The organism is Polaromonas sp. C04 (assembly GCF_002002705.1).
Taxonomy (GTDB): Bacteria; Pseudomonadota; Gammaproteobacteria; order Burkholderiales; family Burkholderiaceae_C; genus Rhodoferax_A.
In genome coordinates, this window is sequence record NZ_MUNS01000027.1 from 14,160 (window position 1) to 39,145 (window position 24,986).

Sequence of the window (24,986 nt, forward strand, 5' to 3'; positions counted from 1 at the left end):
GGACATGGAGTGGGCTCATGTGTCACTCCCACTTCCAGCCGTGACAGGAAACACGATCGACGGGGCCTTCGCCCGCTCCAGAGCGGCATTGCCTGACTGTGATCGGTCTGTGGAGCCGCGGGTCCAGCCTATCTTGACCATAACAATGCCGCCCGCGCCAGCGCCCGCGTTGTTGCATCCCCATTGCGGCAGGCCGCTGCCATCAAAGGGTGCCGAATCGAAGCAGACGCTGACACGCGCGCCGGGGAGTTGCGCGTCAACACGGGCGAGCCATTCCGTCATTTGCGCGTTGGCAATGGCGGTCTGGTCCGCGCAAGGTGTCGTACTGGTTGCCACATTGAGGCAATACGACGGGGTGGTCGCCACTAACGGGCTGGTGGCAAAGGACCCTAAATAGGGGTTCGTTGCACCGATCCCAACTTCCTTGTTCCCCCGGATCATCTCGGCCAGTTCGCGCGCCAGAACCGCCGCAGACGACTGAAGGCGGGCCTCCCGGTTCGCCTGCAATGCCGCAGACTGCATGCCAACCATTCCCAGCAGGCCAAATGACAGAACGATGATGGAAATCAACACTTCGATGAGCGAAAAACCAGGTTGATTTCTCCTGCGCCGAGGGCTTTGGGTACGGCTACACGGCATCTTCTTTCCTCTCATTTCTTGCAGGGCAACCAGTGGTTTTTGCCCGTGTCTGAATTTTTCAAAGCCGCGCTGATGGCTTTTATTCGCGTATGGTTACATATATTTACGCAGTTTTCTTCAATCTACCAATTGATCCGATGAACGGAGAAAATGGGACGACAAGCGGTAGCCCGCAGGCTGTTTTATGGGAAAAGAAGGGGATTGGGCGAGGCTATGGCGGCGGTAAACCTACCGCCGCACCTCATCGACGAGTGTCTTGAACTCGTCGATATCTTCAAAGCTGCGGTACACGCTGGCGAACCGTACGTACGCCACCTTGTCGAGCTTTTTGAGTTCGCGCATCACCATCTCGCCAATGCGGTGGGACGGGATCTCGCGCAGGCCCAGGCCGAGCAGCTTTTCCTCGATGCGCTCGATGGCGCTGTCGATCTGCTCGGTGCTGACCGGGCGCTTGCGCAGCGCCAGGTTCATGGAGGCGCGCAGCTTGGCGCGCTCGAATTCGATGCGGCGCCCGTCTTTCTTGACGACGGCCGGAAAGCTCACGTCGGGCCGCTCGTAGGTGGTGAAGCGCTTTTCGCAGGCGGCGCACTGGCGCCGCCTGCGGATGAAGTCCGCGTCCTCCGAGATCCGGGTTTCAACCACCTGGGTGTCGGTGTGACCGCAGAAGGGGCACTTCATGGGGAGGGGTCATGAATCCCGGCGCAAGGCCGGGATGATGATTGTGCCGGAATGCGATGTGACGGGGTCAACCGTACACCGGAAAGCGGCGGGTCAGCACGTTCACCTTGGCGCGCACGGCCTCTATGTTGGCGGCGTCGCGCGGGTTGTCCAGCACGTCGGCAATCAGGTGCGCGGTGGCGCGGGCCTCTTCGTCCTTGAAGCCGCGCGTGGTCATGGCCGGGGTGCCGATACGCACGCCGCTGGTCACCATCGGCTTTTCTGGATCGTTCGGGATGGCGTTCTTGTTGATGGTCATGTGGGCGCTGCCCAGCACGGCCTCGGCTTCCTTGCCGGTGATGCCCTTGGCGCGCAAGTCGACCAGCATCAGGTGGCTTTCGGTGCGGCCACTGACGATGCGCAGGCCGCGCTGCACCAGCGTTTCGGCGACGATGCGGGCATTTGTCAGAACTTGCTGCTGATAAGTCTTGAATTCCGGCATCAAGGCTTCCTTGAACGCCACCGCCTTGGCCGCGATCACGTGCATCAGCGGGCCGCCCTGCAGGCCCGGGAAGACGGCGCTGTTGATGGCCTTCTCGTGCTGGGCCTTCATCAAAATGACGCCGCCGCGCGGGCCGCGCAGGCTCTTGTGCGTGGTGGAGGTCACCACGTCGGCGTGGGGCACCGGGTTCGGGTAGATGCCGGCCGCAATCAGGCCGGCGTAGTGCGCCATGTCGACCATGAAGATTGCACCCACGTCTTTCGCCACCTTGGCGAATCTAGCAAAATCGATAGCAAGAGAATAAGCACTGGCGCCGGCTATGATCAGTTTTGGCTTGGATTCGTGGGCCTTGCGCTCCATCGCGTCGTAGTCGATTTCTTCCTTGTCGTTCAGGCCGTAACTCACCACGTTGAACCACTTGCCGCTCATGTTGAGCGCCATGCCGTGCGTCAGGTGGCCGCCTTCAGCCAGGCTCATGCCCATGATGGTGTCGCCGGGCTTCAAGAAGGCCAGAAACACGGCTTCGTTGGCCTGCGCGCCCGAATGCGCCTGCACGTTGGCCGCCTCGGCGCCGAAGATCTGCTTGATGCGGTCGATGGCCAGCTGCTCGGCCACATCCACGTATTCGCAGCCGCCGTAATAGCGCTTGCCCGGATAGCCTTCGGCGTATTTATTGGTGAGCTGCGTGCCCTGTGCGGCCATGACGGCGGGCGAGGCGTAGTTCTCGGAGGCGATCAGCTCGATGTGCTGTTCCTGGCGCGCGTTCTCGGCCAGGATGGCGGCCCACAACTCGGGGTCGGTTTGTTCAACGAGGATATTGCGGTGGTACATGGCAGTCCTTAAAGACGAGGTTCCCTGTCATTGCGTGAATGAAACAAGGGCTGCCCAGGCGAACGGCTGAACGCCGTTGTCAAAAGACGCGGGCGGTACGCTTCCTGGTGGTGTCCCACGTCAGCCAGCGACCCCGTTTGGGGGGGGCTGTGCCTATCGCCAGTCGCGTACCGCGTGAGTGTAGCCGACTGGGGCTGAAACCGTACACCCCAAAAGCACAAAGCAGGTGGGATGGGCCTTGAAGCCCGGCGTCAGTACGCCGCCGCTGTCGCGACCTTCATTTCGTCGCGGCTGGCCGCCAGCTTGGGCGCTGGCACCGGGGGCGATTCCGCTGGAACGGAGCGACCCGTCGCCACTTTGTACAGCCTGGCCCGTTCGGCCATGACCTTGCCGGCGTAGCCGCCATCGTCCTGGATGTTGGCGGCGCCGACGTAATATTTCAGCCCGGCTTGCACCGAGCCTGCGCGCGCAATGCAATCCTGCAGGACCTTCACGCCGACGCGCAGATTGGTCACCGGGTCGAAGGCAGCCAGCATGCCGCCAAAGCCCTCGTATTTGTCGGAGTGCACCTTGGTCATGACCTGCATCAGCCCTTGCGCGCCGACCGCACTCTGGGCAAACGGGTTGAAGCCCGACTCAATCGCCATCACGGCGAGAATCAGCGTCGGGTCGAGCTTGGTGCGGGCGCCGATTTGATACGCCTCGGCCACCAGCGCGCTCACGGGTTCGGGCGCGACATGGTATTTTTTGCTCAGCCAGTAGGCCACAGCCGCCTGCTGTTTGGGCAGGTCTTTCGGGTCGGTCGCGGTGGCGCGATCCACCGCATCGGGTTCGACCTCGATGTCGGCCGAGACGATCTGGCGTGATTGCAGCCAGCCGGTGAGCTTCTCTTCGCCGACCTGGCGCAGGTCGGGGCGTGCCGCCAGGGTGATCACGAAGAACACCAGGGCCACGCCCAGGAGGGCCAGGCCGTTGTGGGTAATTTCAAAAAAACCGTCAGCCACATCGGATGCGAAGACTCGCAGACTTTTGGCTGACTGTGTTAGCGCTGTCATAGCTCTTCCTTTCTACGCGGGGGCTGCGGCGCCATGCTGGAGTGCAGCACGACAAGCAGGGCTCCTCGTTTGGATTGGTACGCCATCGGATTCACGCCACGGCATCAAGACCATGGCTGTGAATCGACTTAGCCGGGGGTCGGCAGCGATTACGGGTTATCCCTAGATATTCCCAAGAATTGCGAATTCTAGGTTGACCTCAAATACTTGGTCAAGCATAAAAACTAGGTGTATTGCTCAAATTTAGATCTATAGAGTATGTATGCAAACACAGTTTTGATGCGAAATGGGGTCGAATTAAGCCCTCTGTGTTACCTGGCAGACGTGCCTCGCGCTCACTCATTGGTTCTTTGTGCGCTCCTCAAACGATAGCTACCCACCGGCTTTTCAAGCCCGCTGCCGGACGCGCAGATCGAATGCCCTGTGATCCAGCCGAGTCGGGCAAGGGGGCGCTCAGGCCGCAACCGGCCGGGTGCTGACGGCGGCCTATCATGGCGGGCCGCAAATTTTTGAAAATCTTCCAATCGCACGCCCCCCGGTCATTGAAAATCCGATTTGCAATTTCGCCGGGCGGTGACTAAGGTAACAAGGCCTGAGCAATTGGGCGACCGCCGGTAGGAGCCAGTCCCCGCTGAAAGGTGTGGCTGACGAAGCAGCCCCGGCTTATCATGGAAGCAATCCATTGCTTCCTACGCAGTGCGGGACTTCAATCTCCCACCTGCGAACCCAGACGGCACTGGCCTTTTGGCTGCCGTCAGGCCCGGTTGGAGATGCTGCAGGCAGATCCTCCGGGCTTTCTTGTTTTTGCCTTGACCTGGTGCGTTGAATAAACTCGGGGCATGAACCTGCAATCCATCAAGAGCAACAAGTGGGTGCGGCGCGTGGCGTGGACGGCCGCAGGCGTGGTGGTGCTGTGGGGCATCGGCTGGCTGGCGGTGCCGCCCATCGTCAAGAGCCAGGCCCAGAAAATAGCCAGCGAGCAGCTGGGGCGCAAGGTCACCATCGGCGCGGTCGATTTCAAGCCCTGGACGCTGGAACTCACGCTGACCGACCTGGCCGTGGCCACCGCCGATGGGGCCGGGCAGCAGCTGCACGTCCAGCGTCTCTATGTAGATGGTGAGTTGCAGTCGATCCTGCGGCTGGCGCCGGTGGTCGACGCCGTCGCGGTTGACGCCCCGAGCCTCAAACTGACCCGCCTCTCGCAGGGCCACTACGACATTGACGACATCCTGGCCCGGCTGAGCCAGCCGTCCAGCAAGCCGCCCGGCAAACCGCTGCATTTTGCGCTGTACAACCTGGCACTGCATGGCGGCTCGGTCGACTTCACCGACAAGGCGGTCGGCAAAACCCAGCAGTTGCGCGACTTGACGCTGAGCGTGCCGTTCTTGAGCAACCTGGATTCCAAGCGCGACGTGGTGGTCCAGCCAAGGCTGGCCTTCACGCTCAACGGCAGCCATTTCGACTCGGCCGCTGAGGGCACGCCGTTCGCCCAGACCCACAAGCTTGATGCCACCATCAAGCTCGCGGGGTTCGACCTCGCGCCCTACCTGGGCTACATCCCGGCCAGCCTGCCGGTGCGGCTGCAGACGGGCGTGATCGACACCGACCTGCGCGTGGCATTCGAACAGACGGCCACGGCCTCGGTCAAGCTCAGCGGCACGGTGCAGGCCAGCCACGTAAAGCTGACCGACGCCAAAACGCAGGACCTGCTGGCGTTCGACGCACTCAAGCTCACGCTGGCGGACGTGCAGCCGCTGGTGCAACGCGCCAACATCGCGTCGGTTGAACTGACCGGTCCGAGTGTCGCGGTGCGGCGCGATCCGGCAGGGCGGCTCAATCTGGACCTCGCGGCGACGCCGGCGGCAGTCTCCACCACCCCGGCTGCTACCAAAAACGGAGCCAGAAGCGAAGATGCCACGGGGGCTGAAGCCACAAAAAAGGCCGAAGCCAATGCGTGGAAAATCCAGGTCGATAAGGTCGCCGTGCGCGGCGGAACGGTGGCATGGACCGACGAGACCACCGCGCCGCATGCCCGGTTGGCCCTGCACGATCTGGTGTTCGACGCGGCGGCCATTGCGCTGCCGTTTGCCAAGCCGCTGCAGTTCAGCGGTTCGGCGGTGCTGGCCCCGGCGACCGCCCCCACCGCCGCATCGACCGCGGCGGCGCCGGCGAGCGAGGCGCCTCAAGCCGCCAGTCTGAGCTTTGGCGGCGCGGCCACCGACCGCATGGTCAGCGTGGCGGCCAACGTAAAGGCCCTGCCGCTGAGCCTGGCCGCGCCGTACCTCGCCTCCTTCATCGAGCCCGGGCTGAACGGCCAGTTGACGGCCCAGCTGAACGCGGACTGGAAGGCGCCTGCGGCCGGCGCCCAGGCGTCGGGCTTGCTGGTCGGCGTGAAGCAACTGACGCTGGAGAATCTGGCGCTCACCGATGGCAACGCCGTGAGCCAGCCCAGGGCCCGGTCCCCGCGTAACGCGGCGCTGCCCAGCATCAAGCAGATCGACGTGACCGATGCGCAGATCGATCTGGACAACCAGACGGTGAGCGTGGGCAAGCTGGTGGTCACCGATCCCCATGCCAGCGTGGAGCGCGGCGCCGACAAGCGCTGGATGTTCGAGCGCTGGCTGAAACAGCCGGCCGCCTCGGGTGCGTCCCGGGGATCTGCATCAAAACGACCTGTAGCCCCCGCCAAGCCTTGGCAGGTTGCTATCAATGAAGTAGCGGTCGAAGGCGGCACCGTATCGTACCGGGATGCGGCCATGCCGCGGCCGGTGGCGCTCGAGGTATCAAAGCTCGCGCTCCAGCTGAAGGACTTTGCGCTGGACGGCAAAAAACCCTCACCCCTTACCGTCTCGGCGCGCGTGGGGGCGGGGCGCACCGAGCCCGGCCGGCTCGAGTACCACGGCGACCTGGGCTTGAACCCCTTGTCCGCGCAAGGCCAGGTGCAGGCGGTGCGCCTGCCGCTGCATGCGCTCGAGCCTTACTTTGGCGATGCGCTGAACATCCGCCTGCTGCGTGCCGACGCCAGCTTCAAGGGGCAGGTGCACTACCTCAAGAGCAAGGCCGGCCCGGTGGTCAAAGTCACGGGCGACTCGGCGCTGGAGGACTTTCGCGCCAACAGCGTGTTGCCGCCGGGCGTGGCCGTTGCCGCCGCGACGTCGCCCGCTAGCGCAGGGGCTGCGCCCAAAGCCACAGCCGTGGCGGTGGCCGGCAGCCTGCAACCCGTCATCGAGCCGCTGCTGCAGTGGAAAGCCCTGAGCGTGCGCGGCCTCGACCTGACCATGAAGCCGGGTACTGCCACCCGGGTCAACGTGCGCCAGACCGCGCTCAGCGACTTCTATGCGCGCGTGATCATCAACCCGAACGGGCGCATCAACCTGCAGGACCTGGTGAAGTCGTCGGCGCAGCCGGCCGCGGCCGCACCGGCTTCTGCCGCGGCCCCGATCACGCCCGCGCCTGCTGTGTCGCCTGCGCCCGCTGCGGGCGGTGCGCCGGCGCCCATTGTCAACATCGGCCCGATCAGCCTGGTCAATGGCAAGGTGCTGTTCTCCGACCACTTCATCAAACCCAACTACTCGGCCGACCTGACCGAGCTCACCGGCAAGCTCAGCGCGTTCTCCAGCGTCGCGCCCGCTGGCGCGCCCACCATGGCGGACTTGGAACTGCGCGGCAAGGCCGAGGGCACGGCCTCGCTGGAGATCACCGGCAAGCTCAATCCGCTGGCCAAGCCGCTGGCGCTGGACATCACCGGCAAGGTGCGCGACCTCGAACTGCCGCCGCTGTCGCCCTACGCCATCAAGTACGCGGGCCACGGCATCGAGCGCGGCAAGATGAGCCTGGACGTGAACTACGTGGTGCTGCCCAATGGCCAGCTCACCGCCAAGAACAACCTGGTGCTGAACCAGCTGAGCTTTGGCGACGAGGTCAAGGGCGCGCCCACCAGTCTGCCAGTCAAGCTCGCGGTGGCGCTGCTGGCCGACCGCAACGGTGTGATCAACCTGGACCTGCCGATCAGCGGCTCGCTGAACGATCCGCAGTTCAGCCTCGGGCCCATCATCTTCAAGGCCATCATCAACCTGATCGTCAAGGCCGTGACCGCGCCGTTCAGCCTGCTCGCGAATGCGTTTGGCGGCGGCGGTAACGAACTCAGCACGGTCGCCTTTGCGCCCGGCAGCGCGGTGCTGACGCCGGACGCCCGGCAAAGCCTGGACAAGGTGGCCAAGGCGCTGGCCGAGCGCCCCGCGCTGAAGATGACGGTGGTCGGCACCGCCAGCCTGGATGCCGAGATGGAGGGCTACCGGCGCGAACGCCTGAATGCCATGGTGCGCGCCGAAAAGCGCCGTGAGACGACGATGGGCGGCAGCGCAGCCCCGGCGCCGGCTGCCGCTGCCGCCGCCCCGGCCACCACGGTCAGCGAGGCGGAGTACCCGGCGCTGCTGAAGCAGGTCTACAAGCATGCGGACATACCCAAACCGCGCAACCTGATCGGCATGGCCAAGGATATTCCGCAGGCCGAAATGGAGTCGCTGCTGATGGCGAATATCCCCGTGACCGAAGACGCGATGCGCCAACTGGCGCTGGCGCGCGGCGAGGCGGTGAAGGACTATTTGGCGACAAAGCAGGTGCCGGCGCAGCAGCTGTTCCTGGGCGCGCCCAAGGCGGCCGCCGACCAGCCCGCGACCGAGAGCAAGCCGGGCGCCAAGTGGAGCCCGCACGCCGATTTGAGCCTGGCGACCCGATAGGGCCACCGGGCGCTTTGTTTGGACTGGGGCTGAGCTTGTCGAAGCCCTGTGACAGGTGCAGGGCGAACGGCGCGGGGTAGACGGCCGGCTTGTATTGCCCGCTCGATAGACTCACAATGAAAGCGCGCAGGGCGCCACCCGGCGTCGTTGGAGAGAGCAGCTTGCCGCGACCTCGCTACACCCGCACCGCCATCGTCCTGCATGGCGTCATGGCGCTGCTCATCGTGACCGGTTTTTGTCTGGGACTGTCGATGGCCGACTTGCCGCTGAGTCCGCTCAAACTGAGGCTCTTCTCGTACCACAAGTGGGTCGGCGTCAGCGTCTGGGCGTTGCTGCTTGTCCGCGTGCTGTGGCGCATCATGCATGCGCCGCCGCCGTTGCCCGCGGGCATGCCCGCATGGGAGCGAACCGCGGCCCACGCCGGCCATCTGCTGCTGTATGTGCTGATGGCGCTCATCCCCATTTCGGGCTGGCTCATGAGTTCGGCCCAAGGGGTGACAACGGTCTACCTGGGCCTGTGGCCGCTGCCCGATCTGCTGGCCAAAAATGAAGCGCTGGGCCGGCTGCTGCTGATAGTGCACCGCATCCTCAACTACGCACTGCTTGGCGCGGTCGTCCTGCATGTGGCGGCCGCGCTCAAGCATCATTTCGTCGACCGGGACGGCGTGCTGGGCCGCATGTTCCGGCTCACGGGGGCCACTGAATGAAGATCCTCTTCCTTGCGTTGCTGCTGGCGGGCGCGGGCGTCGGTGCGCAGGCCGCCGAGTACCGGCGCGTGGACGTCGCGCACAGCCAGATCCGCTTTACCTCCAGGCAGATGGGCGTGCCGGTTGACGGCGTGTTCCACACCTTCGACGCGGACATGGCCTTCGACCCGCAGGCGCCGGCCACGGCCCGCGGCCAGTTGCGAATCGCCCTGTCCAGCATCGACACGGGCAACCGCGAAGCCAACGACGAGGTCGCGGGCGCGCAGTGGTTCGATGTCAAGCGCCACCCCGAAGCGCAGTTCGAAATGCGCCAGATCCGGTCGCTGGGCGCCGGGCGGTTCCAGGTCAGCGGCATCTTGAGTCTCAAGGGCGTCAGCCGGCCGCTGGCGGTCGACGCCACGCTCAAACCCAGCGGGGCCGGGCAAGCCGTGCTGGACGGCGCCTTCGTGCTCAAGCGGCTGGACTTTGGCGTGGGTGGGGGCGTCTGGGGCGACGTGGGCGTGGTCGCCAACGAGGTGACGGTGCAATTTCACCTGGTGCTGGAGCCGTAAGCCATGAAAAAGCCGCTCTTTGCTTTGCTATGCAGCCTGTGTCTTGCCACCGCGCTGGCCGCCGGCGTCTACGAGTCCGACCCGAATCACACCTTTGCCTGGTTCGAGTTCGACCACCTCGGTTACAGCATCCAGCGCGACCGCTTCGACAAGGTCGATGCCAGCGTCAGCCTGAACCTGCAGGACCAGACCGGCAGCGTGCGGGCGCGCATCGACGTCAATTCGATCAGCACCGGGTCGCACTTTTTCAACCAGATACTGCTCAGCGATGCGTTCTTTGACGCCGGCAAGTATCCGCTCATCACCTTCCAGTCGACGCATTTCACGTTCGGCAAGCGCGACAATGTGACGGCTGTCGAGGGCGATCTGACCATCAAGGGCATCACGCGCCCCGTGACCCTGAGCGTGACCCACTACAAATGCATGATGCATCCCGAATACCACCGGATGGCCTGCGGCCTCAATGCCAGTGCCAAGGTCAGGCGCAGCGACTTCAACCTGGGCAAATATGTGCCGCTGATCAGCAACGACATCACCCTTTATGTGTCGATCGAGGCGATCCAGCATTGACCGGATTTGCGCCCGTTGGGCCAGCCGGCTCGCCGCAATGCAAATCCCGGTGAAAATAGGGGGTTGACCGCCGCCGGCGCAACCGCGCTGGCCGGGGAGTCGGAGCGGTTGTCCGCCGCCACTTGCACAATCACCGACAGATCATTTATGTTCAGTTTTTCCAACCGCAAATCATCACCCGAAGCGCCCGCCGTGACCCCTACCCCCACCAAATCCCACGACCCGCACCCGCTGGACGCCCTCACTGGCGGTGCGTTCTCCGCCGCCACCTCGGGCGAGCGCGCGGCGCGCATCCGTGAATGGCTGACGCGCAACCCCAGCCCCGAGCAGATGCAGGAGGTATTCAAGGAACTGGGCACGCGCGACAAGGGCGCGGCCAAACCGCTCAAGGAAAAGCTCGACGAGCTCAAGCGTGCCAAGGGCCAGGAAGTCCTGGCGGCCGAGTGGGCCGGCAAGGGCCAGGCGCTGCTGGCGCTGTCCAAGCTCAATATTGCCGACGCCATGGCCTGGCAGCGCGATGCCGCCAAGGCCGGCGCGCCGCTGTCCAAAGAGCCGCTGGCGTCGGTCAAGGTGCAACTGGCCGAGCGTGTCAAGGTGATCGAGGACCTGCAGCACCGCGTGCAGGTGCAGCGCGAAGCCGCCGTGCTGCTGGCCCAGCGCATCGAGGTGCTGTCGACCAAGCCGTGGCGCGACGCGCAGGCGGTGCTGGAGGTGCTGCATGCCGACGTGCAGCACTGGCAGGCGCAGGCGCAGGAGCTTGCCGCCGATGCCAACTGGTCCAGCGTGGACGCCAGGTTCCCGCCGCAGCTCGACGCCTCCAAGGCCCAGTTGCTGGTGGTCTGGGATGCCTTTGCGGCCGCGCTGGCGCAGGCCGTGGCCGCGGCCGACGATGCCGGTGCAGCGCTGCCGCCCGTGCTGGTGTGGGCCAATGAGCTGCGCGCCGAACGCGGCGTGCCGGTGGAAGCGCCCGCGCAAGCGCAGAAACCCGCGCTGGATCCCGCCGTTCACAATGAAATGCGCGCCAGGGCAGCGCAGGCCGTGCGCGAGGCGCTATCGAAACTGGAGCAAGAGGTGGGCGAGGGCCACGGCAAGGCCAGCGCCGGGGCAGCGGCTGCGCTGCGCAATGCACTCAAGGAACACGGCAAGCTGATCGACGCCGCGCTCGAGAACCAGGCCCACGCCGCACTGGCCGCGGCCGGCGAAATGGAGGGCTGGCAGCGCTGGCGCGCCGACCAGCTGCGCGAGGAACTGGTGATCAAGGCCGAGGGCCTGCTCAAACGCCCGGCCGAGCATGCGCTGGGCGGGCGCAAGATGCAGGACCTGCTTCGCCAGATGCGCGAGCAATGGAAGCAGACCGACCAGGGCGGCGCGCCCAACCACGCGCTGTGGAAGCGCTTCGACGAGGCCTGCAACGAAGCCCACAAGGTAGTGGAAGCCTGGCTCGACAAGGTCAAGGCCGAGGCCGCCGAGCACCGGGTCCAGCGCCTGGCGCTGATCGAAGAGGTCAAGGCCTGGGGCGTGGCCAATGCGGGCCTCACCGACTGGAAGGCCTTCAGCCGCTCGCTGCACCAGTTTGGCGACCGCTGGCGCGAGGCCGGGCATCTGGGGGAGAAGGCCTTTGCCGAGCTGCAGCCGCAGTGGAAAGAAGCCATTCACGGCGCTGCCGCACCGTTCGAGGCCGCGCAAAAGAGCAGCGTGGAACGCCGCCACGCCCTGATCGAAGAGGCCGTGGTGCTGGGAGCCGCGCCGGTGCTGCGCATCGACGCCGTCAAGGCCCTGCAGCAGCGCTGGCAGTTGGAGGCCCAGAGCGTGCCGCTGGAGCGCAAGTTCGAGCAAAAACTGTGGGATGCCTTCCGCAAACCGATCGATGACGCCTTCAACCGCAAGACCGAGGAGCGCGAAAAGGCGGCGGCATCGTTGAGCGAGCGCGATCGCATCGTGCTCGATGCGGCCAAGGCGCTGGAAGCCGCGAATGCCAGTGGCGACGCCGGCAAAATCCGCGCCGCCATGAGCGCGCTGGACGCCGCGCTGCGCGGCCAGGCGCAGGCCGCCGCCGTGGTGGCCGCTGCCGCCGATCAGGAACAAAATCGGCCTGTAGCCCATACAGAGTCTGCACAGAATGCTACTGAAACCGTAGCGCAGCCGGCAAATCCAGCTGCTGCACAGGCTGCCCCGTCTGTCGCGACCGAGGCTGCTGACGCCCCTGTGGTGGCGGCCGAAGAACCGGCGGCAGATGCTGCCGCCACCACGGCTGCGGCGGCGGAGCCCACGGCGGCCGCGCCTGCCGCCCCGGTCGAACCCGCCAAACCCGCGCCCAAGCCCGTGGTTGCAATGCGTGGCGACGACCGCCCGGGCATGAAAAAGTCCGAACCTGCGCAGGCGGGCCGGGGTGGCAAGTTTGGCGATCGCCGCGATGCGCCGCGCGGCGCCGCGCGCCCGGGTGACAACAAGTTCGAGCCGCGCCGCGACGATCGCGGCCCGCGCCCCGAACCACGCGGTGGCCGCTTCGGCGATCGCCCGGCCTACGAAGAGCGCGGCCCGAGGTTGGGCGACGCGGCCTTCCGGGCCCAGCGCGAGGCGCTGGAACGCGCCGAGTTCACCCTCAAGAAGCTCGCCGCGCAGGCCCATGGCGAAGCGCTGACCCAGCTGCTCACCGCCTGGGAAAAGCGCGATGCGAGCCAGGTGCCCAGCGTGCAGGCGCTGGGCTCACGCGTCACGGCCGCGGGGCGCGGCCACTGGGCACAGGCGATCGCCGGTGCGCCCGACGGCGATGCGTCCGAGGCCTTGCTGCGGTTGGAGATCGCCGCCGAAGTACCGACGCCGGCCGAGCACATCAGCGCGCGGCGCATGTTGCAGCTGCAATTGCTGACCAAACGCAATGATCCGGCCCCCGCGCAAACCTGGGGTCAGGACACGGCACGCGTGCTGGCCAGTGCGTTCGACGCCGGCCATGCGCGCCGCGTGCAAAACGTCCTCAAGGTGCTGCTCAAGCGCTAAGCTGACATGTTCGCCACAGGCGGCCAAGCCGACAAATGCGTTAGCTGCTCAATAGCGACTTGCAGCTGTCTTCGAGAACCTTGACGGCGAGTGTGTGCGTGACGGAAGGGTACTGTTCCAGATACTCGTCCAGGGTCTCGCCGGCCTCCAGGTAATCAAACATCGACTTGACGGGGATTTGTGTGCCGGCGAAGCAGGGCACGACACCGAACGGCACGGGTTGCACGCGAATGGCTGAACTCATCATGAAGGAATCCTCCGGGATTCTGGTGAATGGCCCTGCATACTAGGTCGGCACCCGGTGCAATTCAACTCGTGCGGCAATGAGATTGTCGCGAGTAGTTTTTATCTTCTCGGCATGCGGAATTGGCGCCGTACAAACCGTGCCGCCAGGCGAACCTGTCCGGTCTGCGCGATCGCGAAGATGCTATTGTTTTGATAGCGTCATGCGTTGATTTCTCATGGGACTACGCCTGATTTCGTCTGAAACCGCAGCGCAGCATCAATCCATGAAAATCGGGTCATGGCGGCAATGGAATATGCACATGACCAGAAGTCATGCAAACAAACTATTACCCCTTTAACGGGCTGCATCCGGGCGCGCCACTCCAGCAGGTTCCCTATTGGGTCAACAGCCACTTGCGGCTGTCTTCAAGCACCTTGGCGGCGAGTGTGTGGGGAACAGACGGATACTGTTCCAGATACTCTTCCAGCGTCTCGCCCTTGACGATGTAATCAAACAGCGTCTTGATGGGAATTTGGGTGCCAACAAAGCACGGTACCGCCGTGAATAGCACGGAGTGAAGGTGAACGGCTGAACTGATCATGAAGCAACCCTCCCGGACTGGTGAACGGAACGTGATCCTAGGGGTGGACCGGCTTTCACGCAACTCCGACGCGCGACGGTCGGCACAGCTTGCAGGCGCACCATTTCAGGTGACTGTCCGGATTGTTTGAACACTTTCGGGCGCATTCCTGTCGGCGGGCCTGGCGGTCCAACTGGCAAGGTGACTATGGATTTGATAGCCACTCGCGCCCGGCCTGATTGGGCCAAGGCTTGATTTGGCCTGGAATATCCGGGACCGTCTGTCAGTGCCGAATGAGGGGCGGCTGGCCATCGAAAAGCCCCCGGAGAGAAAACGAATTGTTACCCTTTTGTTGGCCTGGATTCAGGAGGGCAATGGCCCGCTCCGGTTGAAAAACGCGTCGTACAGCGGCACCAGCGCGGGCAACTCCAGCTCGAACCGGGCGCGGTTGACAAAGTAGGCCTCGCAGGTGACCGCGAAGAACTCGACGAGGGAGGTGGCGCCATAGGCGTTGAGCCAGGGCGGCTCGCCGCCAAAGCGCTCGGCCATGATGACCTGCTCGCGAAAGGCCTGGTACGCCGGCTGCAATGTGGCCAGCCACAGGCGCTGCGCGGCGCCGGCGCTGCGTGTGCCCATGAAACCCGGGGGCAGTGGCGGGCAGCCGTCCGCCCGGCCGCTTTGCATGTCCATCTTGTGGACAAACTCATGGATCACCACGTTGTAGCCGTGCTCGGCTTGGGCACCGGCGTGGGCCACGTCGCGCCAGTTCAGCATCACCGGGCCCTTGTGCATGGCCTCGCCCGCCAGCACCTCGCGGTAGCGGTGCACCACGCCATCGTGGTCCATGGTCTCGCGCTGCGCGAGCACCTCGCGCCGGTGCACCACGATGCCGACAAAGTCGCTGTACCAGGCCAGGGCTTTGCCGCGCTGGTCCAGGTGCAGCAGTGGCAGGCAGGCCTGCGCCGCGATGGCGAGCGCGATCTCGTCGCTGATGTGCAGGCGCTCGGTGCCGTGAAATTCCTTCTGGGCCAGGAAGCGGCTGCTCAGGCGGCGCAGGTGGGCGCGCTCGGGCTCGGTGAGGCTGGCCAGAAAGGGATAGCGGTCCAGGGTGCGCTGCCACAGCGCCTCGGGAATGGTGCGCGCGCGTCTGCGCAGCCAGGCCCACATGCGGCGCTCAGGCCAGCGCCATGCGCTGCAGCCGGCCCGCAAAGGGGCCTGTTGCCGTCAGACGCAGCACTTCGGCGCGCGGTGGTGTCGCTACCAGATCCCAGTCGCTCAGCACCACGCGCGCCAGGCCCGCGCCCAGGTCGTGGTCAGCCGGCTTGTGGGTGTGGCCGTGGATCAGGGCGGCGGCCTGCGCGGCCTGCAGCCACTGGCGCGCGGCGGGCGCGTCGACGTCGCCATAACTCACGCCGGAGCGTTTGCGCGCCTCGCTTTGATCGCGTATCGCGCGTGCGATGGCACGGCGCTCAAGCAGCGGTTTCGCCAGGAAGTCGCGCTGCCAGTTGGCACTGCGCACCTGCTGGCGAAACGCCATGTAGTCCAGATCGTCCAGGCACAGTGCATCGCCGTGCGTGAGCAGCCAGCGCTGCCCCGCAAACGTCAGCACGGTGGGGTCGGCGAGCAGGGTGACATGGCAGGCGTCGAGGAACTGCGTGCCGACCAGAAAGTCGCGGTTGCCATGCATGAAAAAAACGCGCAGGCGCTGCGTGGCCTCATGCAGCACGTCGGCGCAGCACGCTTCAAAGCCGGGTGCCTCGCCGGGATTGTCCGGAGCATTCACCGCCGCATCGTCGCCGACCCACACTTCGAACAAGTCGCCCAGGATGAACACCGCGCTGGCGGGACTGCTTTGCATGTACTGTTGCCACGCCGCCGAGGTCGCGGGATCCGCCGCCTGCAAATGCAGGTCGGAGATGAAATCGACCGTGCGCCAATCAGGGGGAGCGGCAAGCTCCGCGAACGCGGGCACGGTCGGGGCCATTCGAGATCAGTCGGCGCCGGGCCGCCCCAAGGCGACTGCGGCCCCCCCGGGGGGCAGCGCAGTACACGCAGTGACAAGCGTGGGGGCCATCTACAGCGCGACGGCTTTCTCGATCACCACGTCGTCATTCGGTACGTCGTCATGGAAACCCTTGCGGCCGGTCTGCACGGCCTTGATTCTGTCCACCACCTCGGTGCCCGCCACGACCTTGCCGAACACGGCGTAGCCCCAGCCCTGCGCGCTGGGCGCCGTGTGATTGAGGAAGGCGTTGTCGGCCACGTTGATGAAGAACTGGGCCGTGGCCGAGTGCGGCGCATTGGTGCGTGCCATGGCCACGGTGTACTTGTCGTTCTTCAGGCCGTTGTTGGCCTCGTTGTCGATCGGCGTGCCGCTCTTTTTTTCCTTCATGCCGGGCTCGAAACCGCCGCCCTGCACCATGAAGCCGGGAATCACGCGGTGAAACACCGTGTTGTTGTAGTGGCCTTTGTTCACGTAATCGAGGAAATTCGCGACCGTGTTGGGCGCCTTGGCCTGATCGAGTTCAAGGGTGATGACGCCGTACTTGGCGATGTGCAGTTCGACTTGGGGGTTGCTCATGATTTATTTCACCAGGGTTGCAGAGTTGATAAGAACGGGGGTCCTGGGCACGTCACTGGGGAACGGGCCGCCGGGGCCGGTCGGCGTGGCCTTGATCTTGTCGATCACGTCCATGCCGCTCACGACCTTGCCGAACACGGTATAGCCATACGACTGCGCGGACGGGTCCAGAAACGCATTGTCCCGCACGTTGATGAAGAACTGCGCGGTGGCGGAATTGGGGTCGTTGGTGCGCGCCATGGCCAGTGTGCCGACCACGTTGCGCGGGCCGCCCCTGGCCAGCGCTTCACGCCCTTCGTGCACGACCGGCGCGCGCGTCGGCTTTTCCGCGTACTTGGCGTCGTAGCCACCGCCCTGGATCATGAAGTTGTTGATCACGCGGTGAAAGATCGTGCCGTCGTAGTGCTTGTCCTTCACGTACTGCAAAAAGTTGGCAACCGTCTTGGGCGCCTTGTCGGGATAGACCTCGACCACGAAGTCGCCCGCGCTGGTGGCGAACTTGACCCTGGGCGCGTCCCCGGCCCGTGCCGGGACCAGGGCCTGGCTTGCCAGCACACCGACAACGGCTACCGCCATCAGGGCGCGCCGCGCCACCGGGAATCCGGAAAATTTCATTCAATCACTCCTTCAGGGTTTTTGGGTGGTGCTCGTCTTCGCCGTCGCTGGAGCGGAGGCCGCTGCCGCCGGGCTTGCCGCTGCTGCTTTCTGCCCCTTGGCGGAGCCTGCGAACATGCTGCGGATCAACGTCAGCTTGGGGGTGACGCTGGCGCTGGTGCTGGCATCGAGTTGCACTGCCCGGGCGTAGGACTGGGCCGCCAGCCGTGCGTACACGTCGCCCAGGTTCTCATACGCGATGGCATAGCTGGGGTTGGTGCGCACGGCCATCTCCAGCGCGGCGCGCGCCTTGTCGAACTGGCTCTGGGCGGCATACAGCACCGCGAGGTTGTTGTACGGCTCGGGCAGCTCGGGGTAGTCCTGCGTGAGCTTGGTGAAGGTGGCGATGGCGTCGTCCGTCTTGCCCGCGTCGGTCAGGATCACGCCCTTGATGAAACGCATCTGCGGATCGCGCGGGTTGGTGGCCAGATACGCGTCGGCCTTGGCCAGCGCTTCGGTCTGTTTGCCCGAGCGCGCCAGCTGGTTCACGTCGGCATAGTCGTCGGCGTAGGCGCTGGGTGCGCCCAGGATTGTCGCCAGGATGACAAGGCGTAAAACCTGTGACAACGCGCGGGGGATATGCTTCATGAAGCCTCTGTGGCAGTGTGCAGTGACGAGCCCAAACCGGGGCTATATACTGCGCAGGATTGTATCTGAGGGGTTCGCTCTCACGCCCTCAGGACCTTGCCGAACAAAACCACCACCCGGCCCGAAACACCAGAGCGAAATTCTGTTGCTGTTTCCTGACCCGTCCGAGATCTCATGAGTCTGCGCATTTACAACACGCTATCGCGTGCACTGGAACCGTTTTCTTCGATCGAACCTGGTCATGTGCGCATGTATGTCTGCGGCATGACCATTTACGATCTGTGTCACGTTGGGCACGCGCGCATGATGATGGCGTTCGACGTGGTGCAGCGCTGGCTCGTGGCCAGCGGTTACCGCGTCACCTACGTGCGCAACATCACGGACATTGAAGACAAGATCATTAGGCGCGCGCTCGAGCGTGGAATCAGTATTCGCGCCCTGACAGACGAAATGATCGCCGCCATGCACCAGGATCTGGCCGCGCTGGGTATCGCTTCGCCCACGGTGGAGCCGCGCGCGACGGAATACGTCCGCCAGATGACCGATCTGATCGGTCTGTTGCGGGACAAAGGGCTGGCGTATCAGTCCGCCAGCGGCGACATGAACTTCCCGGTGCGCAAGTTCCCCGGCTACGGCAAGCTCAGCGGCAAGTCGCTGGACCAGATGCGCGCCGGCGAGCGCGTGGCCGTGCTCGATGGCAAGGAGGATCCGCTGGATTTCGTGCTCTGGAAGGCGGCCAAGCCCGATGAACCGGTGGACGCCAAATTTGACTCGCCTTTTGGTGTCGGGCGTCCAGGCTGGCACATCGAATGCTCTGCCATGAGCTGCGCGGTGTTGGGCAAGACCTTTGACATTCATGGCGGCGGGGCCGACTTGCAGTTTCCCCATCACGAGAACGAAATCGCGCAAAGTGAAGGCGCCTACGGGCAGCCCCTGGCGAACTACTGGGTGCACAACGGCTTCCTGGAGGTGGACAACGAGAAGATGTCCAAGAGCCTGGGGAACTTCTTCACGATACGCGATGTGCTGAAAAGTTTTGATGGCGAGACGATCCGCTTTTTTATGCTGCGCGTGCAGTACCGCCGCCCCTTCAACTACAGCGATGCTGGCCTGGAAGATGCGCGCACCGGACTCAAGCGCCTGTACACCGCGCTTGACGCAGTGCCGCCGCTGAACGTGAAATTGGACTGGAATCAGCCGTTTGCCGCGCGCTTCAAAGCTGCCATGGACAACGACTTTTCCACACCCGAGGCCGTGGCGGTGCTGTTCGAGCTGGCTACCGAGATCAACAAAACCCGGTCGCCCGAGCTGGCCGGTCTGCTCAAGGCGTTGGGCGGCTGCCTTGGTTTGTTGCAGGGCGAGCCCAGGCAGTTTTTGCAGGCGGGCGCCGGTGTAGCAGCCGGGTTGGACGCTGCTGCGATTCAGTCCCTGATCGAGGCGCGCGCCAGCGCCAAGGCTGCGAAGAATTTTGTTGAGGCCGACCGCATCCGCAGCGATTTGCTGGCGCAGGGCATCGTGCTCAAGGATTCGCCCACCGGCACCACGTGGGAGGCCGCTCAGTGACGCGATTGAATATGTTTTGGCTCTGTAGCCCTGGAGGGTGCTGCGATGCCTGCTTCTAAAAAGATAGCAACCGTGGCTCCCGCCGAATTGCTCATGCCCGAGTATTGGGAAGACGCCTGCAAGCACCTGACCAAAAAGGACCGGGTCATGAAGCGGCTGATCCCGCAGTTCGGCGACGCCCGACTGCAGTCGCGCGGCGAGGCCTTCATCACGCTGGCGCGCTCCATCGTGGGCCAGCAGATTTCGGTGAAAGCCGCGCAAACCGTGTGGGAGCGCTTCGCCAAACTGCCGCGCAAGATGACGCCGGGCAACGTGCTCAAGCTCAAGGTCGACGACATGCGCGCGGCGGGCCTGAGCGCGCGCAAGGTGGAGTACCTGGTGGACCTGGCGCTGCACTTCGACTCCGGCACCGTGCATGCCGGCGCCTGGGAAGACTGGGAGGACGAAGCCGTCATTGCCGAGTTGGTCGCCATCCGCGGCATTGGCCGCTGGACCGCCGAGATGTTCCTGATCTTCCACTTGATGCGCCCGAACATCCTGCCGCTGGACGATGTAGGCCTGATCAATGGCATCAGCAAGAATTATTTCTCGGGTGAATCGGTCAGCCGCAGCGACGTGCGCGAGGTGGCCGCCGCCTGGGCGCCCTACTGCAGCGTGGCAACTTGGTATATTTGGCGCTCGCTCGACCCGCTGCCCATTGAATATTAGGCGGCCGAATAGTAAAACTCCACGTTGAGCGGAAAACAAGGAGAACCATCGTTGGGCAAAAAAACATTCCTCGACTTCGAGCACCCGATTGCCGAGCTCGAGACCAAAATTGAAGAGCTGCGCTACGTGCAGACCGAGTCGGCCGTCGATATCTCGGAAGAGATCGACCAGCTGAGCAAAAAGAGCCAGCAACTCACGAAAGACATCTACTCGGACCTGACGCCCTGGCAGATCACGAAAATCGCGCGTCACCCCGAGCGGCCCTACACGCTGGACTATGTGCGCGAGATCTTCACGGATTTCATCGAGCTGCATGGCGACCGCCACTTCTCGGACGACCTGTCCATCGTCGGCGGCCTGGCGCGTTTCAACGGCACGGCCTGCATGGTGCTGGGCCAGCAAAAGGGGCGCGACACCAAGGAGCGCGGCCTGCGCAACTTCGGCATGAGCAAGCCCGAGGGTTACCGCAAGGCGCTGCGCCTGATGAAGACGGCCGAGAAGTTCAAACTGCCGGTGTTCACCTTTGTCGACACGCCCGGCGCCTTTCCCGGCATCGACGCCGAAGAGCGCGGCCAGTCGGAGGCCATCGGCCGCAACATCTTCGAGATGGCCCAACTCGAGGTGCCGATCATCACCACCATCATCGGCGAGGGCGGCTCCGGCGGCGCGCTGGCGATCTCGGTGGGCGACCAGGTGGTGATGCTGCAATACTCGATCTATTCGGTGATCAGCCCCGAGGGCTGCGCCTCCATCCTCTGGAAAAGCTCCAGCCAGGCGCAGGTGGCGGCCGATGCGCTGGGCATCACGGCACACCGGCTCAAGGCGCTGGGGCTGATCGACAAAATCGTCAACGAGCCCGTGGGCGGCGCGCACCGCGACCCCAAGCAGATGGCTGCGTTTCTGAGGCGCGCCCTGGGCGATGCCTTCCGCCAGGTGAGCGACCTCAAGGTCAAGGAATTGCTGGACCGGCGCTACGACCGGCTGCAAAGCTATGGCCGCTACACCGACACCAAAGCCGACAGCAAATAGCCACTGCCGTTCATGAGCAAATCATGAACACCCGGTTGCTGGACGCCATGCAGGCCTTCTCGCCCGGCCTGCCGCTGGGCGTGGCCTACAGCGGCGGGGCCGACTCCACCGCCTTGCTGCTGGCCTGCGCCGAAAAGTGGCCGGGGCAGGTGAGGGCGCTGCACATTCACCATGGTCTGCAGGCGGCGGCGGATGAATTCGAGCAGCACTGCATCGCGTTTTGCGCACGACTCGGGGTGCCGCTGGTGGTGCGGCGCGTGCACGCGCGTCACGCGCCAGGGCAAAGTCCGGAAGACGCCGCGCGCACTGCACGTTATGAGGCTTTCAGGGCCGTAGCCCTTGAGGAGTGGGGGCGGTATGCTATTACTAACATAGCAATTGCGCAGCACGCCGACGACCAGATCGAGACGCTGCTGCTGGCACTCACACGCGGCGCGGGTCTGCCGGGCCTGAGTGCGATGCCCGCGCGCTGGGACCGCGACGGCATCACCTACCACCGCCCGTTGCTGGGCGTGCCTGCCCCGGAGATTCGCGCCTGGCTGCGCGAGCGTGGCGTGGCCTTCATTGATGACCCGAGCAACGCCAACGAGCAATTCACGCGCAACCGCATCCGCGCGCGCCTGCTGCCCGCGCTCGACGCGGCCTTCCCGCAGTTCCGCGAGACCTTTGCGCGCAGCGCGGCGCATGCGGCGCAGGCGCAGGCGCTGCTGCAGGAGGTGGCGGCGCAAGACTTGATCGAGGTGGGTAATCCACCGGCCATTCGCGCGCTTCAAACGCTATCGCGCGCGCGCCAGGCCAACGTGCTGCGGCACTGGCTCAAAACCACCTACAACGCCGCGGCCAGCAGCGCGCAGCTGCACGAATTGCTGGACCAGATCGCGGCCTGCACTACGCGCGGGCATCAGATCCGCATCAAGGTGGGGACCGGATTTGTGCAGCGCAAAGGAGCGGCCCTCGATTGGTACAATCCCTAGGTTTTGCTCTGAAAAAATTCCAATGGCATTGATCGTTCACAAATACGGCGGCACGTCGATGGGCTCCACCGAGCGCATCCGCAACGTGGCCAAACGCGTGGCCAAATGGGCGCGCGCAGGCCACCAGATGGTGGTGGTGCCCAGCGCCATGAGCGGCGAGACGAATCGCCTGCTCGGGCTGGCAAAAGAATTGGCGCCGGCCAAGCCCACCGGCGCCTACAGCCGCGAACTCGACATGCTGGCCGCCACCGGCGAGCAGGCCTCCAGCGCGCTGCTGGCCATTGCGCTGCAGACCGAGGGCATGGAGTCGGTCAGCTACGCCGGCTGGCAGGTGCCGATCCGCACCGACAGCGCCTACACCAAGGCGCGCATCGAATCCATCGACGACGCGCGCGTGCGCGCCGACCTGGATGCGGGCAGGGTAGTCATCGTGACCGGCTTCCAGGGCATTGACGATCAGGGCCACATCACCACACTGGGCCGGGGCGGCAGCGACACCTCGGCCGTGGCCGTGGCTGCCGCCATGAAGGCCCACGAGTGCCTGATCTACACCGACGTGGATGGCGTCTACACCACCGACCCGCGCGTGGTGCCCGAGGCGCGCCGCCTGCAGACCGTGAGCTTCGAGGAAATGCTGGAAATGGCCAGCCTGGGCTCCAAGGTGCTGCAGATTCGCTCGGTGGAGTTTGCCGGCAAGTACAAGGTGCCGCTGCGCGTGCTCTCCAGTTTCACCCCGTGGGACATAGACATCAATGAGGAGGCCAAGTCCGGCACCCTGATCACCTTTGAGGAAGACGAACAAATGGAACAAGCCATCGTGTCCGGCATCGCGTTCAGCCGCGAAGAAGCCAAAATATCCGTGCTCGGCGTTCCCGACAAACCCGGCATCGCCTACCAGATCCTGGGCGCCGTGGCCGACGCCAACATCGAGGTTGACGTCATCATCCAGAACATCAGCAAGGACGGCAAGACCGACTTCAGCTTCACCGTGAATCGCAGCGAATTCGCCAGGGCCGTCGACCTGCTCAAGGACAAGGTGCTGCCGGGCCTGGGCGCGCAGGAAATCAAGGGCGACCCCAAGATCTGCAAGGTCTCCATCGTCGGTATCGGCATGCGCAGCCACGTCGGCATCGCCAGCCAGATGTTTCGCTGTCTGTCCGAGGAAGGCATCAACATCCAGATGATTTCCACCTCGGAGATCAAAACCTCGGTGGTGATCGATGAGAAGTACATGGAGCTGGCCGTGCGCGCGCTGCACAAGACCTTCGACCTGGATCAGCCCGGCAACGGAAAACCCGCCCAATCATGAGATAATTTGCGAACTGGAAACGTGACCGAGTGGCCGAAGGTGCTCCCCTGCTAAGGGAGTATGGGGTGTAGAGCCTCATCGAGGGTTCGAATCCCTCCGTTTCCGCCAGACCTTATAAATCAATAACTTACGAGCGATGTAAACCGCAAATAGGTTTTTGATGATACCCAAAGAAACCCACCAGAACCCACTTTCCAGTGGTTTATTGGTGGTTTTTTTCGCCCCCAGTAAATCTGGACTCCAGGCAATGGATTTTCCGGTCGTCCTTGCACACCTGCAGCACCAGTTCTCTGGTCAGATGGTGTTGGACGTCGATGACCTTGCCAAGGTGTTGGGCAGGTCAGACAGGGCAATTTCGAACCTGATTGCACGTGATGCATTGCCCTTCAAAGTGAAGACAGTGGGCGCAAAGCGTTGCGTAGACATCTTTCAGGTGGCCCAGTGGCTCAGCAGCGACGAAGCCATGGCGACGGAGAGCGTCAAAGTAGATGCCACGCCACCCCAGAGGCCAGCCAGCGCATCCGTCGATGGTCGAAGGCATCCGCGCCGGTCGCGGCCAGTTCGATGCATTTACCAAGGAAGGTACGCGCGTGGCTGTCAGCATTGCACCGATTCCCGGCACGCAATGGCACGTGGCTGTTGGTCAGCCTGTTGCGGAGCTTGTGTTGCAGGCGCGGCTCTCCATGCTGCTGATACTCTGTGCCGGCGTGGTCTGCGCAGGGGTCAGCATTGGTGCCTCGCAGTTCCTGGCAAGAGCAATCGCCCAGCAGTTCAGTGCAGTCGCCATGGCGCACGCAAGGGGTTCCAATGCGGAGACGGCCCCAAGCGCCATCCGGGAGGTCACGGAGCTTGGCAAGGCGCTCCACGACACACGAAGCAAGGTAGTCCTGGCGACAGAGGTGCTGCGCGCTGCTCGACACGATGCACTCACGGCGCTTCCTGCTCGGGGCCTGTTCATGGAACGTGCTCAGCAACATGCTGCCGATGCCCCTGCGCAAGGTTGGTGCGTTGCGCTTCTGTTTATAGACCTGGACGGTTTCAAGCAGGTCAACGACTGGCTCGGTCACGACGAAGGCGACCGAGTTTTGAAGTCCGTTGCAGAGGTAATCCGTGGCTGCGTGCGGCCCGATGACGTTGTCGGGAGACTGGGCGGAGACGAGTTCGTCGTCTGCATTCGTGGGCCAGAAAATCAAGTACATGAGATTTCTGAAGGTGTAGCCCACCGTATTGTCGAAGGCGTTCGCGGCATCGGTAACGGTATCGGCTGCAGTATCGGTACTGCCTTCGCTCGGGAGTCCGGTGATTTGGAGACGCTCATCGAGCAGGCTGACCGGGCCATGCTCACAGCCAAGCGTTCGGGCAAGAATCGCGTAACCATTGCCGCTTGAAGCGCATGCGCGCGGGCCTCAATTCGGGAACCAGCGCTGCTCCCGAATTGCGGCGGGCTCATCACGTCTCTCTGTAAAGGGTCAATAGTCGTGACTGGTTGCGTGAACATGAGGTGGCCCCCCACGGCTTCAAAACGG

At 64.2% G+C, this 24,986-nt stretch carries 22 protein-coding genes, 1 tRNA gene and 1 riboswitch; of the genes, 12 read left to right on the forward strand and 11 right to left on the reverse strand.

What is annotated here, in order from left to right:
- Nucleotides 1-15: 15 nt before the first annotated feature.
- From pilV to B0E49_RS07585, 4 genes are all read right to left on the reverse strand, one after another.
- Nucleotides 16-654 (reverse strand): type IV pilus modification protein PilV, encoded by a 639-nt coding sequence (gene pilV / locus B0E49_RS07570; RefSeq protein WP_077561589.1) that lies wholly within the window; start codon nt 652-654, stop codon nt 16-18.
- A gap of 213 nt (nt 655-867) precedes the next feature.
- Nucleotides 868-1,317: a transcriptional regulator NrdR gene (gene nrdR / locus B0E49_RS07575; RefSeq protein ID WP_077561590.1), complete on the reverse strand. Its 450-nt coding sequence runs from the start codon at nt 1,315-1,317 to the stop codon at nt 868-870.
- Nucleotides 1,318-1,384: 67 nt separating this feature from the next.
- Nucleotides 1,385-2,629, reverse strand: a complete 1,245-nt coding sequence (glyA, locus tag B0E49_RS07580; RefSeq protein ID WP_077561591.1) for a serine hydroxymethyltransferase — start codon at nt 2,627-2,629, stop codon at nt 1,385-1,387.
- Nucleotides 2,630-2,674: 45 nt separating this feature from the next.
- Nucleotides 2,675-2,806: riboswitch (ZMP/ZTP riboswitch) on the reverse strand.
- A gap of 74 nt (nt 2,807-2,880) precedes the next feature.
- Nucleotides 2,881-3,684 carry a lytic transglycosylase domain-containing protein gene (locus tag B0E49_RS07585; RefSeq protein WP_077561592.1) on the reverse strand — a complete coding sequence of 268 codons (804 nt, stop codon included), beginning with the start codon at nt 3,682-3,684 and terminating at the stop codon, nt 2,881-2,883.
- 839 nt (nt 3,685-4,523) lie between these two features.
- Here B0E49_RS07585 and B0E49_RS07590 point away from each other — a divergent pair.
- From B0E49_RS07590 to B0E49_RS07610, 5 genes are all read left to right on the forward strand, one after another.
- Nucleotides 4,524-8,423, forward strand: coding sequence for a DUF748 domain-containing protein (locus B0E49_RS07590; protein ID WP_077561593.1), 3,900 nt, complete (start codon nt 4,524-4,526; stop codon nt 8,421-8,423).
- A 116-nt stretch (nt 8,424-8,539) separates the two neighbouring features.
- Entirely contained in the window at nt 8,540-9,130 is a 591-nt protein-coding gene (locus tag B0E49_RS07595; protein WP_077561594.1) for a cytochrome b, read from the forward strand.
- On the forward strand, nt 9,127-9,681 hold the full coding sequence (locus tag B0E49_RS07600) for a YceI family protein (protein ID WP_077561595.1): 555 nt from the start codon (nt 9,127-9,129) through the stop codon (nt 9,679-9,681). The genes B0E49_RS07595 and B0E49_RS07600 overlap by 4 nt, the downstream gene beginning before the upstream one ends.
- A 3-nt stretch (nt 9,682-9,684) precedes the next feature.
- Nucleotides 9,685-10,251 carry a YceI family protein gene (locus B0E49_RS07605; RefSeq protein WP_077561596.1) on the forward strand — a complete coding sequence of 189 codons (567 nt, stop codon included), beginning with the start codon at nt 9,685-9,687 and terminating at the stop codon, nt 10,249-10,251.
- Nucleotides 10,252-10,398: 147 nt separating this feature from the next.
- Nucleotides 10,399-13,248 (forward strand): DUF349 domain-containing protein, encoded by a 2,850-nt coding sequence (locus tag B0E49_RS07610; RefSeq protein WP_077561597.1) that lies wholly within the window; start codon nt 10,399-10,401, stop codon nt 13,246-13,248.
- Nucleotides 13,249-13,288: 40 nt separating this feature from the next.
- Here the strand turns inward: B0E49_RS07610 and B0E49_RS07615 are convergent, their stop codons facing one another.
- From B0E49_RS07615 to B0E49_RS07645, 7 genes are all read right to left on the reverse strand, one after another.
- Nucleotides 13,289-13,495 carry a DUF433 domain-containing protein gene (locus B0E49_RS07615; RefSeq protein WP_077561598.1) on the reverse strand — a complete coding sequence of 69 codons (207 nt, stop codon included), beginning with the start codon at nt 13,493-13,495 and terminating at the stop codon, nt 13,289-13,291.
- A gap of 373 nt (nt 13,496-13,868) precedes the next feature.
- Nucleotides 13,869-14,075 carry a DUF433 domain-containing protein gene (locus B0E49_RS07620; RefSeq protein WP_077561599.1) on the reverse strand — a complete coding sequence of 69 codons (207 nt, stop codon included), beginning with the start codon at nt 14,073-14,075 and terminating at the stop codon, nt 13,869-13,871.
- Between the two features lie 342 nt (nt 14,076-14,417).
- Nucleotides 14,418-15,221, reverse strand: a complete 804-nt coding sequence (locus B0E49_RS07625) for a M90 family metallopeptidase (RefSeq protein ID WP_077561600.1) — start codon at nt 15,219-15,221, stop codon at nt 14,418-14,420.
- A gap of 7 nt (nt 15,222-15,228) precedes the next feature.
- Nucleotides 15,229-16,038, reverse strand: a complete 810-nt coding sequence (locus tag B0E49_RS07630; RefSeq protein ID WP_077561601.1) for a UDP-2,3-diacylglucosamine diphosphatase — start codon at nt 16,036-16,038, stop codon at nt 15,229-15,231.
- Nucleotides 16,039-16,128: 90 nt separating this feature from the next.
- Nucleotides 16,129-16,635: a peptidylprolyl isomerase gene (locus tag B0E49_RS07635; RefSeq protein ID WP_077561602.1), complete on the reverse strand. Its 507-nt coding sequence runs from the start codon at nt 16,633-16,635 to the stop codon at nt 16,129-16,131.
- Between the two features lie 3 nt (nt 16,636-16,638).
- The gene (locus B0E49_RS07640; protein ID WP_077561603.1) at nt 16,639-17,250 is read right to left on the reverse strand and encodes a peptidylprolyl isomerase; all 612 of its coding nucleotides are present in this window, start codon (nt 17,248-17,250) and stop codon (nt 16,639-16,641) included.
- A 12-nt stretch (nt 17,251-17,262) separates the two neighbouring features.
- Nucleotides 17,263-17,877 carry a tetratricopeptide repeat protein gene (locus B0E49_RS07645; RefSeq protein ID WP_077561604.1) on the reverse strand — a complete coding sequence of 205 codons (615 nt, stop codon included), beginning with the start codon at nt 17,875-17,877 and terminating at the stop codon, nt 17,263-17,265.
- A 174-nt stretch (nt 17,878-18,051) separates the two neighbouring features.
- Here B0E49_RS07645 and cysS point away from each other — a divergent pair, with 174 nt between their 5' ends.
- From cysS to B0E49_RS07680, 7 genes are all read left to right on the forward strand, one after another.
- Entirely contained in the window at nt 18,052-19,440 is a 1,389-nt protein-coding gene (cysS, locus tag B0E49_RS07650; protein ID WP_077561605.1) for a cysteine--tRNA ligase, read from the forward strand.
- A 45-nt stretch (nt 19,441-19,485) separates the two neighbouring features.
- Nucleotides 19,486-20,148, forward strand: coding sequence for a DNA-3-methyladenine glycosylase family protein (locus tag B0E49_RS07655; protein WP_077561606.1), 663 nt, complete (start codon nt 19,486-19,488; stop codon nt 20,146-20,148).
- 51 nt (nt 20,149-20,199) lie between these two features.
- The gene (locus B0E49_RS07660; protein ID WP_077561607.1) at nt 20,200-21,177 is read left to right on the forward strand and encodes an acetyl-CoA carboxylase carboxyltransferase subunit alpha; all 978 of its coding nucleotides are present in this window, start codon (nt 20,200-20,202) and stop codon (nt 21,175-21,177) included.
- A 23-nt stretch (nt 21,178-21,200) separates the two neighbouring features.
- Nucleotides 21,201-22,151, forward strand: a complete 951-nt coding sequence (gene tilS, locus B0E49_RS07665) for a tRNA lysidine(34) synthetase TilS (protein WP_077561608.1) — start codon at nt 21,201-21,203, stop codon at nt 22,149-22,151.
- Nucleotides 22,152-22,173: 22 nt separating this feature from the next.
- A complete protein-coding gene (locus B0E49_RS07670) occupies nt 22,174-23,460 on the forward strand; it encodes an aspartate kinase (protein ID WP_077561609.1) in 1,287 nt (428 codons plus the stop codon).
- Between the two features lie 15 nt (nt 23,461-23,475).
- Nucleotides 23,476-23,568 (forward strand) — tRNA-Ser (locus B0E49_RS07675).
- 419 nt (nt 23,569-23,987) lie between these two features.
- Nucleotides 23,988-24,848 carry a diguanylate cyclase domain-containing protein gene (locus tag B0E49_RS07680; RefSeq protein WP_168175018.1) on the forward strand — a complete coding sequence of 287 codons (861 nt, stop codon included), beginning with the start codon at nt 23,988-23,990 and terminating at the stop codon, nt 24,846-24,848.
- The last annotated feature ends 138 nt before the right edge of the window (nt 24,849-24,986 follow it).